We start from the raw sequence: 12,850 nt of genomic DNA on the forward strand, positions 1-12,850 counted from the left end.
TGTAATTCCCCCATCACCTTGGCGTTATCCGCAGCTTGCAACGATGTCACCCGGCGACCATGCCGGCGGGCCTTCTCCGCCGAACAATAAAACCCACGCCGAAGCACGTTCCCGTCTGCCGAACCCAAGGAGTGATTGATGGTTAACAATACAAAAATGTCGATGGCCGCTTTAGCGGTGGTGGTCGGCTCCGGACCGTCCATGGTAATGGCGGATGATAAAGCCGAAGGGTTTATCGAGGGCAGCAGCCTGACGGTGCTCAACCGTAATTTCTACTTCAACCGTGATCACCGCAATGGCCAGTCCAGCCCCACCGGCAATGGTTATTCAGAAACCTGGGCCCATGCAGTGATCAGCAAGTTCGAATCCGGGTTTACCCAAGGCACTGTCGGCGTCGGTGTCGATGCGTTTGCGATGATCGGCTTGAAGCTCGACACCGGTGACGGGCGCAACGGTGGCCGTAGTTCGTTTGATGTGCTGCCCGTCAACAGTGATGGCGAGGCGCGGGACGAGTACACCAAGGTCGGTGGAGCCGCCAAAGTGCGAGCCTTCGATACGGTGGTCAAGGTCGGTGACGTGTTCCCGGCCAACCCGGTGGTGGCGGCAGGTGACTCGCGATTGCTGCCGGAGAGCTTTCGCGGTGTGACGGCGGTCAACACCAGCCTCGAGGGTCTGTCGGTTCAGGGCGGTCGGCTGCATGCGATGAGCCAACCCGTGTCCAGCGATATGCGCGAGAACTTCGCCACGTTTTATGCCGGCCCGGTCAATTCGCCATGGATCGCTTACGGTGGCGGCGACTATGCACTGAACAAGAACCTCAGCTTCAGCCTGTACTCCAGCCGCCTCAAGGATGCCTGGAATCAGTACTACGCCGGCACTGCCTGGACCTATCCGCTATCGGATGACCTGTCACTGTTTGGCGGCCTGAACTATTACAAGGCGGTCGACGAAGGCAAACAACTGCTCGGCAAGTTCGACAACAACATCTGGAGCGGCCGGGTCGGCGTGAAACTCGGCGCGCACTCCGTTGCGCTTTCACACCAGCGCAACAACGGCAACGACGACTTCGATTACCTGCGTCAATCCGACTCGATCTTCCTCGACAACTCCATCCAGTACAACGACTTCAACTCGCCCAAGGAACGTTCGTGGATGGCGCGCTACGACCTCGACATGACTACTTACGGCGTACCGGGGCTCTCGTTCATGACTCGTTACGCCCGAGGCACCGACGCCGATTACACCAACGCCAACGCCGTGTACATGCGCCGCGATGCTGACGGCAATCCACTGACCGACCAGAAGCGCTGGGAACGTGACGTCGAAGTCAAATACGTGGTGCAGAGTGGTTCGATGAAAGACCTGTCGCTGCGTTTGCGCCAGGCCACGACGCGCGCCACGGCATTTGAATCGGATTTGAATGAAGTGCGGGTGATTGTCGAGTACCCGTTGGCGATTCTCTGATCAAGCGGCTGATACACATTCACCTTTAGAAGCTCCTTGCTCCTTTGGTAAGAGGTGAATCTTTGGCGTCCTTCGGGGCGCCTTTTTTATGCCTGAGTAAAACCTGCAGGCGTTGCCGAAGGTTCGGCAGCGCCTGCAGGGAATCCGGCCCTGGCCATCAGGGCGGTGTCAGCTGCCGCGATTGCGGCAATCCCCCGCCACGGTGTATCTGATGGTGTTGAGTTGGCCTTTCGAGTCTTCATAGGTCATGGCGGCAGGCACCACAGCGCAAGCCACTTGCGGACGCACAACGCTGACCACTTTAGCCACGTCCAGCTTCATTCCGTATTCGTAGTCCTTGACCTGCGGCGCCGGTTTTCCCTGGTTGGCCGCGTACTGCTCCATGGCTTTGGTGTTAGCACTCAGCGCCCGCTCGAACGTCCGGTCACCACCCCCCTCGGCAAACACATTCAGGGACATCGCCAGCATGCCGGCGAACGTCATCAACTGAAGTACTTTCATATCCACTCCCTTCCAATCCTGGCTCAAAAAAAAGCCCGGCATCGGGACTCGATGACAGGCCTGTTCAAGTGCGATGCGCTTACAAGTCGTTGGTGTTGTCGTCTTTCTTTTCATTGACGACGACCGGGTCGCGCGCCTTTTCCTTTGCGACGAACAGCTCTACGGATCGGTCATTGGCAGTCATCATGCGTTGGAACGTTCGGTCACCGCCGCCTTCGGCCAAGGCCAGAGAAGACATCGCCAACGCTGCTGCAAAGGTACTGATGTGTGCAAATTTCATGTTTGATTCCTCGTTTGGTAGCTGACGGAATCAAGGTAACAATCCGAACCTTTCGTGACGGTGGCGCACAAATTACATATCCGTTATGTGGGGTAGGCAGGTCAGGCCTGAGAAAGAACTGTGGCGAGGGAGCTTGCTCCCGCTGGGGCGCGAAGCGGCCCCCGCTCTTCATCTGAAAAGCGGGGCCTGCTGCGCAGTCCAGCGGGAGCAAGCTCCCTCGCCACAGGGTTTGTGTTCACGGTTGGGTGGGGATCGTGTCCTCATCGCGGCGATGGGCGAGCTGATACAACGCCGGCAAGATCAGCAACGTCAGGATGGTGGAGGACAGGATTCCACCGATCACTACGGTTGCGAGCGGTCGCTGCACTTCCGCGCCAGTACCGGTCGCCAGGGCCATCGGAATAAAGCCCAGGGACGCCACCAGCGCCGTCATCAACACCGGGCGCAAACGTGTCAGCGCTCCAACGTTGATCGCATCAGACAGTGAACGCCCCTCCTCCCGCAGGTTGCGGATGAACGCGATCATCACCAGCCCGTTAAGCACCGCGACCCCCGACAGCGCGATGAAGCCCACCCCCGCCGAGATCGACAACGGAATATCCCGCAACCACAGCGCCATGACCCCGCCGGTCAACGCAAACGGAATCCCGGTGAACACCAGCAAGCCATCCTTGAGGTTGTTGAACATCATGAACAGCAACCCGAACACCAGCAGCAACGCCACCGGCACCACGATCCGCAGGCGCTTGGCCGCCGATTGCAGTTGCTCGAACTGCCCGCCCCAACTTGTCCAGTAACCCGCGGGCACCTGCACCTCTCGCTCGATCACCTCGCCCGCCTCTGCGACGAACGAACCGATATCGCGCCCGCGCACGTTGGCGCTGACGATCACCAGGCGCTTGCCGTTCTCACGGCTGACCTGATTGGGTCCCAGCACCAGATCAAGGCTGGCGACTTCCTTCAAGGCAATAAAACCAATCTGATCGGCCGCGGCATTGAGCGGTGCCGGCACCGGAATCAACAGCGCCGACAAACCGTCGATGTCCTTGCGCATGGCATCGGACAATCGCACCACCATGTCGAACCGTCGGTCGCCCTCATACAGCGTGCCGGCCTGACGCCCACCCACCGCGACGGCAATGGTGTCCTGCACATCGCCAATGTTGAGCCCGTAACGCGCTGCCTTGTCGCGGTCGATGTTGATGGTCAGCACCGGCAGCCCGGTGGTTTGTTCGACCTTGACCTCGGACGCACCGTTGACCTTCTGCATCGCGGCGGCAATCTTCGCTGCCGTGGCGTTGAGCACGTCCATGTCATCGCCGAACACTTTGACCGCGACGTCGCTGCGCACACCGGAGATCAATTCGTTGAAGCGCAACTGGATCGGCTGCGACAGTTCATAGTTGCTGCCCGGCAACGTCGCAGCGGCCTGTTGCAGTTCCGCCATCAGGGTTTCGCGAGACTTGCCCGGGTCCGGCCATTGCTCTTTTGGCTTGAGCATCACGTAGCTGTCGGAGATGTTCGGCGGCATCGGGTCGGAGGCGATTTCCGCGGTGCCGGTGCGGGCGAACACCCGCTCGACTTCCGGCACTTTGTTGAGGATCAACGTCTCCAGACGCTGCTGCATGTCCACCGATTGCGTGAGGCTGGTGCCCGGCACACGTAAGGCTTGCAGGGCGAAATCACCTTCACTGAGGCTCGGCACAAACTCGCTGCCCATGCGGCTGGTCAGCACGCCGCTGAGCACGATCACACCCAGCGCTGCGCCCACCGCCACGGCGCGATGGTTCATCACCCACGCCAGCGCCGGCGCATACACCCGGCGCGCACCGCGCATCACGATGCCCTCTTCTTCCTTGACCTTGCCGGTGACAAACAACGCAATCGCCGCCGGCACAAAGGTCACCGACAGCAGCATGGCGCCGAGCAACGCGATCACCACCGTGAACGCCATCGGGTGGAACATTTTCCCTTCGACGCCGCTCAAGGCGAAGATCGGCAGGTACACGACCATGATGATCAACTGACCGAATATCAGCGGTCTCCGCGCCTCTTTGGCCGCCGCAAACACTTCATGGAAGCGCTCGGAACGGGTCAGCAATCGTCCGTGATGCTGCTGCGCATGGGCCAGCCGTCGCAGGGTGTTTTCGACAATCACCACCGCGCCGTCGACGATGATGCCGAAGTCGAGGGCCCCCAGGCTCATCAGGTTGGCGCTGACCTTGTTGCTGAACATGCCGGTGAAAGTGAACAGCATCGACAGCGGAATCACCATCGCGGTAATCAATGCCGCACGGATGTTGCCCAGGAACAGGAACAGAATTGCGATCACCAGAATCGCACCTTCAATCAGGTTCTTTTTCACGGTAGCGATGGCTTTGTCCACGAGGTGCGTGCGGTCGTACACCGGCACCGCGATCACGCCTTTGGGCAGCGATCGGTTGATCTGTTCCAGCTTGCTGGCGACGGCCTGGGACACGGTGCGGCTGTTTTCGCCGATCAGCATGAACACGGTGCCGAGCACCACTTCACGGCCGTTCTCCGTGGCCGCGCCGCTGCGCAGCTCGCGGCCGATGTCCACGGTGGCGACGTTCTTCACCCGAATCGGCGTGCCATCGACGTTGGCCATGACGATATTGGCGATGTCCTCGGTGCTCGCCACTTGTCCCGGCGCACGAATCAGCAACTGCTCACCGCTGCGCTCGATGTACCCGGCGCCGACGTTGGCGTTATTACGCTCAAGCGCCGTGATCAGGTCGGTGAGGGTCAGCTTGTACGCCGCCAGCCGTTTCAGATCGGGAGCGATCTGGTATTCCTTGGCAAAGCCGCCGATGGTGTTGATCTCGGCCACACCAGGGACGTTGCGCAGTTGCGGCTTGATGATCCAGTCCTGAATCACCCGCAGATCCGTCGGTGTGTAGGCGCTACCGTCATCCTTGAGCGCACCGTCTCTGGCTTCCACGGTCCACAGGAAAATTTCGCCGAGGCCGGTGGAAATCGGCCCCATCACCGCTTCGGTGCCCTCGGGCAATTGCTCCTTGGCGATCTGCAACCGCTCGTTGACCAATTGCCGGGCGAAGAACAGGTCGGTACCGTCCTTGAAAATCACCGTGACTTGCGACAGCCCCGAACGCGACAGCGAACGGGTCTGTTCCAGCGCCGGCAGACCGGCCATGGCGGTTTCAATCGGGAAGGTGATGCGCTGCTCGGTTTCCAGCGGCGAGAACCCGGCGGCGCCGGTGTTGATTTGCACCTGGACATTGGTGATGTCGGGCACGGCGTCGATCGGCAGTTTTTGATAACTGGCGATCCCGAGGCCGGCCATGAGCAGAACGGCGAGCAGCACGATAATGCGCTGCTCGATGGCAAACTGGATCAGGCGTTCGAACATGAGAACCTTCCACGGATTAATGGGCGTCTTCAGCGCGCTTTTTAATGACTGTGCTCGGCCGAGGCTTTGCCCAGTTCCGATTTGAGAACGAAGCTGCCGGCGCTGGCGACTTGCACACCGGCGTCCAGCCCTTGAGTGACTTCCACCAAACCGGCCGCGCGGCTGCCCAACTCCACCGCCTGCGCCTTGAAGCCATCGTCGGTGCGCAAGAACACCGTGGGTTTGTCCTCGACGGTCTGGATAGCGGCTTCCGGCACGGTGACCCTGGCCTGACGGCTGTCGGTCGCTACACGCGCCGTGACGAACAACCCCGGACGCCACGAACCCTGCGGATTCTCCAGGGTCACACGTACGGTGGCCGTGCGGGTCTGTTCGCCGAGCAGGCTGCCAACATAGGCCACCGTGCCAGTGACCTCGGCGTTGAGTTCCGGCGCGCTGACGGTGACGGCTTTGCCCACTTGCACCTTGTTCAGATCCTTGGGCGAAACGCCGAACGTCACCCAGACCCGCGACAGATCCGAGAGCGTGAAGGCCGCCGTGGTTTCATCGACCACCTCACCCGGTGCCAGGTGTTTTTCCACCACCATCCCGTCGAACGGCGCGCGCAGTTCATAGCGATTGCCGCCGGTGGCGACCACGCTCCCGCTGAGCACGCTGATTTTCTGTCGGGCGTTGTTCACGGCGATTTCGGCTTCTTCCAACGCCTGTTTTGCCTGCAACACGTCCTGCTCGGCGGAGATCTTGTCTTCCCATAGCTTTTTCTCGCGCTCATAGGTGGTGCGGGCCAAGGCTAAACGACGTTGCGCGGCCGCCTGTTCGCTACGCTGATCGGAAATCTGCTGACTGGCGATCACCGCCAGCAACTGGCCCTTTTTCACCGGCTGCCCGAGGTTGACCGCCACCGACTCGACCACCCCGGGAACCCGCGGCACAACGTGGGCGGTGCGATCCTCGTCAAAGCGCACTTCGCCCGGGAACGACAGGCCGGAACTGATGCTCTGCGCCCGCGCTTCGGCCAGTTCAATACCCGCCGCCGCAATCTGTTCGGCACTCAACTTGATGCGCCCTTCTTCGCCATGCTCGCCCTCGGCTGCCGCGTTTTCTTCAGCGTGATCCGCGTGTTCGGCCGCTTCATCGGCGTGGGCCTCAAGCGGTGCCTTGCCCGCCCACATCGAACCGATACCCATGCCCAGCACCAACGTCGCCACCACGACACCCATCAGTTTTTTATCCATGGAAACTCCTCTGCGCCGTACCGTCGCGCAGTGATCAAAAGGGTGAAATTCAAGGGTTGACGACGAGGTCGCCGAAGATCCGTTCGATGCGCACGCGAGCGTCTGTCGCCTCGCTGACGGCCTGGATGTATTGGCTGCGGGCGCTGATCAGAGTGCGCTGGGCATCGAGCACGTCGAGAAAACCGAACTTGCCCATTTCGAAGCCGCGCGTGGCGCTCTCAACCGCATTTTGTGCGGCGGGCAGAATGGTCTGATTGAACGCCTGGACTTCGCCGTTGGCGGTCTGCCACTGCTCAAGGGTGGTCTGGATTTCGGTGCGCAAGCGCAGTTCGGTGGCGTTGCGCAGATCCCGCGCCTGATCGGTGCGGCGTGCCGCCGCCAGCACGTTGCCCTGATTGCGGTTGAACAGGGGAATCGGCATCGACAGGCCGACGACGTTGACCCGCTCACGCTCGGTTTCGCTGTATTGGCTGCCGATGCTCACGGTCAGGTCGGGGATGCGCAGGGACTTTTCCAGCCCCAGCGACGCTTCGCGCTGGCTGATCTGGAGCTTGGCCAGGCGCAGCTCGGCGGTCTCGTCGAGACGCTCAAGCAAACGGGTCGGCGGCGGCACTGTCGGCAGGTTTTGCGTGGCGGTCTGTACGGTGGCCGAGGTCGGCAACGGTGCGCCCATGACCTGCGCCAGTTGTTGATAAGCGTTGGTCTGATCGCGCTCGGCGCGGCTCAGTTCCAGGCGTACTTCCGAGCGTTGCACATGCGCCCGCGTGCCTTCGACCGGCGACGACTTGCCCGCCTCGATTCGCCCATTGGCCACGCGCAAGCCATCCTCGGCCAGTTGCAGCGACTGGCGGGACAGTTGCAGTCTTTGCTGCGCGGTTTGCGCACGGTTGAACGCCTGAATCACATCGGCGCGCAAGGCATTGCGTTTGCGCTCCAGTTCGATCCCGGCGGCGTCCTGGGCGCGGCTGGCGACATCGATCCGCGCACCGCGCTTGCCACCCAGCTCAATCGGCTGGCTGAGCATCACGGTGGTGGTGCGCGAATCGCGGCGGGTGTCCTCGGCTTCCCACGACAATTCGGGATTGGGGATCAGTCCGGCCTGTTTGCGCTCACCCTCGGCGATGCCAATTTCCCATTGGGCCGCGGCCAGATCCGGGTTGCCGGCAAAGGCTGTTTGCAGGGCCTGATCCAGGGTCAGGGTCGATGCCCCCGCAAGGCTTGTACTGGCCAACAACAGAATGCTGCTGGCTGTTTTTTTCAGGCGTGACCGCGCCGTCAGGTGTGTTAAACCGGGCAATTGGAAGTCTTCCTTTATTCAAGAATCTTTGATGCCGCCACGGTAGGGTTTTGAACTTATCGACAAGGTGACAGGAGCATTACAAATCCGTTATCCACGGTTGGCTGAAGTTGTTTTGTTCTAGGATGCGAAGTGCACCAGGGCTTTGTCGCAATGTATGGAAACAAATACTCGGCACTTATCTGCCGAACAGCACTTGCTGGATGCAATACATGGCTATTGACGCATTCTTGCTGCGACAGGCTGTCGCAGACCGCCGATTTAAAGGCCTCGGACGTTGACCCTGTAGCCACTACAGCCTTTACCGTATCCGCCATTCAGTGATCGAAACTCATTCGGACCCTTTACCAAAACAACAACTTCCCGCTCAACTTAATTAAATATCCCTTAAATAAAAGTGGTGATAGATCATGCGAATCCTTGTCGTCGAGGACGAGCTTAAAACTGCCGAATACTTGCATCAGGGTTTGACCGAAAGTGGTTATATCGTTGACCACGCGGCCACCGGCGCGGATGGATTGCATCTGGCGCAACAGCAGGCCTATGACCTGATTATTCTCGACGTGAATCTGCCGGAACTGGACGGCTGGGACGTACTGGAACAACTGCGCCGCACTCACTCCACCCGGGTGATGATGCTCACGGCGCGCGGGCGTCTGGCGGACAAGATTCGTGGCCTCGATCTGGGTGCGGATGATTATCTGGTCAAGCCGTTCGAGTTTCCCGAACTTCTCGCACGGGTGCGCACCCTGATGCGCCGCAGCGAGAACATCCCGCTGCCACAGGTACTGAAAGTCGCCGATCTGGAACTCGACCCCTGCCGTCATCGTGCGTTTCGTGGCAAGCAACGCATCGACCTGACCACCAAGGAGTTCGCCCTGCTGCATCTGTTGATGCGCCAGTCCGGCGAGGTGCTGACACGCACGCAGATCATTTCGCTGGTGTGGGACATGAACTTCGACTGCGACACCAACGTGGTCGAAGTGTCGATCAGGCGTTTGCGGGCAAAGATCGATGACCCGTTCGACAACAAGTTGATCCACACCCTGCGCGGTGTCGGTTACGTGCTGGAGTCGCGGGAATGAAGCCGGCCAGCCTGTCGATGCGGCTGGGGCTGACGGTCAGTATTCTCGGCGCGCTGCTGGTGGTGTCCCTGGCGATCCTGGCGTATTTCGCACTGACCCATGAGCTGAACGCGTTATCCAGGGACGGTCTGGAGAAGAAGATGGAGCAGGTCGAACACAGCCTGTCGCTGTACACCGACACCGGCGAAATCAGTGCGAAACCGCACATTCTGCTCGATCAGGTCATGGGCCATGACAACCTCACACTAACGATTTACGACCGCAGCAACCTGCGCACGCAACTGCTCAAGTCCGGCACCGGCATGGCCGATCCACGACTTGAATTGAAGGTGGTGCGGGCCGTCAGCGACGAGTTGGCCTACGCCACCAGCACTGACGCCGAGGGGGCGAAATTCCTCACGGCGTCCAGGCTGATCAGCCTCAAGGACGGCACCCGTGTCCCGGTGCTGTTATCGATGGACAACGCTCACAATGAGGCCTTGCTCAGCGCCTACCTGCGCTCGACCCTGATTGCCTTGCCGTTGCTGCTGATCTTTATCGGACTGAGTGCCTGGGGTGCGGTGCAGCGTGGTCTGGCGCCGATGCGCGAGTTTCGCAAAGTGGCGGCGATGGTCTCGACTCAGGATCTGGATCATCGGCTGTCGGTGGTGAATATGCCCCAGGAGCTGAGTGAGTTGGCGCAGGGCATCAACTTCATGCTGCATCGCCTCGATACCGGTGTGCAGCAGCTGTCACAGTTTTCCGATGATCTGGCGCATGAGCTGCGCACGCCGATCAACAATTTGATGGGCAAGGCGCAGGTGACGTTGTCTCGCGAACGCAGCGTGGATGAGTACAAGGATGTGCTGGTGTGCTGCACTGAAGAACTGGAGCGCGTGGCGCGGATCGTCTCGGACATGCTGTTTCTGGCACAGGTCAGTCACCCGTCGGCACTCGTGCCGTTCGAGTCGGTTGCCCTGGAAGAAGAAGCCTGGAAAGTCGCCGAGATGTTCTTCCTGTCGGCGCAGGACAAGCAGATCCATTTGAACGTGGTCGGCCGTGCGCGGGTGATGGGTGACCGGTTGATGATTCAACGCGCGATCTCGAACTTGCTGTCCAACGCGCTACGCCACTGCCCGGTCGGGAAAACCGTGACGCTGCTGATTGAGCGCGGCGCGACCCAGGTTTCGTTGCTGGTCAGCAACCCGGGCGTGGGGATTGAGGCACAGCATCTGCCGCACCTGTTTGATCGGTTCTACCGAGTCGATAGCAGCCGCTCGCGTTCACAAGGCAGCACCGGGCTGGGGTTGGCGATAGTGCGGTCGATCATGAGCCTTCATCAGGGTGTGGCCGAGGTGAAGAGCTTGCCGGGTGCGATGACGGTGTTTCGGTTGGGATTTCCTGCGGTTGACGGGGTGGAGCGCTGAGCCGGTCACACAGGCTGTGAACACCGCATCTCATTGTGGGCGTGAGCCTGCTCGCGATGGCAATGGATCAGACGCTAAAGAAAACGGCACCTCTCGGTGCCGTTCTGCTTCACACGATCGAGCTATTTATTTACGCGCCGCCTCCCACGATTTCAGCAGTTCGGCATAACTCACGGTTTCACCCTTGGGCTTCTCGTTCGCCAGTTTCGGCTTCGGTGCACCCGGCTGATCGAACCAGTATTGAGCATCGCGCTCCGGGTTCATTTTCGGTGCGCAGGTGGCTTGAGCCTTCGAGCGTTCCAGACGCGCCATGATCGCGTCCTGATCCTTGGCCAGGCCATCCAGCGCCTGTTGCGGAGTCTTCTCGCCGCTGGCCGCTTCCGCGATGTGGCTCCACCACAGTTGAGCCAGACGTGGATAGTCCGGCACGTTGGTCCCGGTCGGGGTCCATTGCACGCGGGCCGGGCTGCGATAGAACTCGACCAGACCGCCGAGTTTCGGTGCCAGGTCGGTCATGGCTTGCGAGTTGATGTCCGACTCACGAATCGGCGTCAGGCCGATAATGGTTTTCTTCAACGACACGGTTTTCGACGTGACGAATTGCGCATAAAGCCAGGCCGCCAGTTTCTGCTTCTCAGGCGTGGACTTCATGAACGTCCACGAACCCACGTCCTGATAACCGAGCTTCATGCCCTCTTCCCAGTACGGTCCGCGTGGCGATGGCGCCATGCGCCATTTCGGCGTGCCGTCGGCGTTCATCACCGGCAGGCCCGGTTTGGTCATGTCGGCGGTGAACGCGGTGTACCAGAAGATCTGTTGGGCGATGTTGCCTTGGGACGGCACCGGGCCGGATTCGGAGAAGGTCATGCCCGCTGCTTCCGGTGGCGCGTAGGCCTTGAGCCAGTCGACGTATTTCTGCGTCGCGTAGACCGCCGCCGGGCCGTTGGTGTCGCCACCACGGGTCACGCTGGAACCGACCGGGTGGCAATCCTCGACGCGGATGCCCCACTCGTCCACCGGCAAGCCATTGGGAATGCCTTTGTCGCCGGCACCGGCCATGGAGAACCAGGCATCGGTAAAGCGCCAGCCGAGGGACGGGTCTTTCTTGCCGTAGTCCATGTGACCGTAGACGCGCTTGCCGTCGATTTCCTTGACGTCTTCGCTGAAGAACTTGGCGATGTCTTCATAGGCCGACCAGTTCACCGGAACGCCCAGTTCATAACCGTATTTTTCTTTGAATTTCGCTTTCAAATCCGCCCGCTCGAACCAGTCGGCGCGAAACCAGTACAGGTTGGCGAACTGTTGGTCAGGCAATTGATAGATCTTGCCGTCCGGTGCAGTGGTGAACGAAATGCCGATAAAGTCCTTGAGGTCCAGGGTCGGCGAGGTGAAGTTCTTGCCTTCGTTGGCCATCAGGTCGGTGATCGATTCGGTCTTGCCGTAGCGAAAGTGCGTACCGATCAGGTCCGAGTCGTTGACCCAACCGTCATAGATGTTTTTGTCCGACTGCATCTGGGTTTGCAGCTTTTCCACCACGTCGCCTTCTTGCAGCAAGTCGTGGGTCAGCTTGATCCCGGTGATTTCGGTGAAGGCCTTGGCCAGGGTTTTGGATTCATATTCGTGGGTCGCGATGGTTTCCGAAACCACCTTGATGCTCATCCCGCGAAACGGCTCGGCGGCCTTGATGAACCACTTCAGCTCTTCGAGCTGCTGCTCTGGCGTAAGGGTGGACGGCTTGAACTCGCTGCCAATCCATTTCTTCGCGGCGTCTTCGTAGGCATCGGCCCAGGCCGAAGCGCTCAGACCGCTGAGTGCCAGCATGGCTGCCAATGAAATGCTATGTCGCAGCTTATTGTTTTTGTCGAACATAGAGACCTCCTGTTTGGTTTTCGGAGCAACATTGCCGATCGATTTCGACTAGCCCCAACGCATCACAGCCAACAGCCACACCAGGGACAACGCGAACGCAACCCAGATGCTCCAGTCGGTGACGCCGATTACCAGCAAATGCAGGTAGGCGCTGCCGAGAAGACCGATAAACAGCCGATCGCCACGGGTGGTGGCAATCGGCAAGAAACCACGCCGAGGGACACTCGGCGAACGTAATTCCCAGGTCGTCATGCCCGTCAGAATCAGGCCAATGACAATGAAGAACGCCGCAGTGGGGACCGTCCAGCTCATCCATTCCATC

Annotated in this window: 10 protein-coding genes; 3 read left to right on the forward strand and 7 right to left on the reverse strand. The window is 60.1% G+C overall.

What is annotated here, in order from left to right; translation table 11 throughout:
* Window positions 1-138 precede the first annotated feature (138 nt).
* Window positions 139-1,464 (forward strand): OprD family porin, encoded by a 1,326-nt coding sequence (locus tag BLU63_RS31825; RefSeq protein ID WP_077748738.1) that lies wholly within the window; start codon window positions 139-141, stop codon window positions 1,462-1,464.
* 168 nt (window positions 1,465-1,632) lie between these two features.
* Here the strand turns inward: BLU63_RS31825 and BLU63_RS31830 are convergent, their stop codons facing one another.
* The 5 genes from BLU63_RS31830 to BLU63_RS31850 form a co-directional block, all read right to left on the reverse strand.
* The gene (locus BLU63_RS31830; RefSeq protein ID WP_077748809.1) at window positions 1,633-1,965 is read right to left on the reverse strand and encodes a DUF2790 domain-containing protein; all 333 of its coding nucleotides are present in this window, start codon (window positions 1,963-1,965) and stop codon (window positions 1,633-1,635) included.
* A 79-nt stretch (window positions 1,966-2,044) separates the two neighbouring features.
* A complete protein-coding gene (locus BLU63_RS31835; protein ID WP_010458836.1) occupies window positions 2,045-2,245 on the reverse strand; it encodes a co-regulatory protein PtrA N-terminal domain-containing protein in 201 nt (66 codons plus the stop codon).
* A gap of 235 nt (window positions 2,246-2,480) precedes the next feature.
* Window positions 2,481-5,636, reverse strand: a complete 3,156-nt coding sequence (locus BLU63_RS31840; protein ID WP_083377170.1) for a CusA/CzcA family heavy metal efflux RND transporter — start codon at window positions 5,634-5,636, stop codon at window positions 2,481-2,483.
* 41 nt (window positions 5,637-5,677) lie between these two features.
* Window positions 5,678-6,871: an efflux RND transporter periplasmic adaptor subunit gene (locus tag BLU63_RS31845; protein ID WP_083377171.1), complete on the reverse strand. Its 1,194-nt coding sequence runs from the start codon at window positions 6,869-6,871 to the stop codon at window positions 5,678-5,680.
* Window positions 6,872-6,920: 49 nt separating this feature from the next.
* Window positions 6,921-8,168 (reverse strand): TolC family protein, encoded by a 1,248-nt coding sequence (locus BLU63_RS31850; RefSeq protein ID WP_083377172.1) that lies wholly within the window; start codon window positions 8,166-8,168, stop codon window positions 6,921-6,923.
* Between the two features lie 410 nt (window positions 8,169-8,578).
* Between BLU63_RS31850 and BLU63_RS31855 the strand changes: the two genes are divergently transcribed.
* Both BLU63_RS31855 and BLU63_RS31860 read left to right on the forward strand, forming a co-directional pair.
* Window positions 8,579-9,253: a heavy metal response regulator transcription factor gene (locus tag BLU63_RS31855; protein WP_010458829.1), complete on the forward strand. Its 675-nt coding sequence runs from the start codon at window positions 8,579-8,581 to the stop codon at window positions 9,251-9,253.
* A complete protein-coding gene (locus tag BLU63_RS31860) occupies window positions 9,250-10,659 on the forward strand; it encodes a heavy metal sensor histidine kinase (protein ID WP_083377173.1) in 1,410 nt (469 codons plus the stop codon). Before BLU63_RS31855 ends, BLU63_RS31860 begins: the two co-directional genes overlap by 4 nt.
* Window positions 10,660-10,785: 126 nt before the next feature.
* Here BLU63_RS31860 and BLU63_RS31865 read toward each other — a convergent pair whose 3' ends face one another.
* Window positions 10,786-12,528: an ABC transporter substrate-binding protein gene (locus tag BLU63_RS31865; protein ID WP_010458827.1), complete on the reverse strand. Its 1,743-nt coding sequence runs from the start codon at window positions 12,526-12,528 to the stop codon at window positions 10,786-10,788.
* A 48-nt stretch (window positions 12,529-12,576) separates the two neighbouring features.
* The gene (locus tag BLU63_RS31870; protein WP_010458826.1) at window positions 12,577-12,849 is read right to left on the reverse strand and encodes a DUF2160 domain-containing protein; all 273 of its coding nucleotides are present in this window, start codon (window positions 12,847-12,849) and stop codon (window positions 12,577-12,579) included.
* Window position 12,850 lies beyond the last annotated feature (1 nt).

Source organism: Pseudomonas mandelii, from assembly GCF_900106065.1.
GTDB lineage: Bacteria > Pseudomonadota > Gammaproteobacteria > Pseudomonadales > Pseudomonadaceae > Aquipseudomonas > Aquipseudomonas mandelii.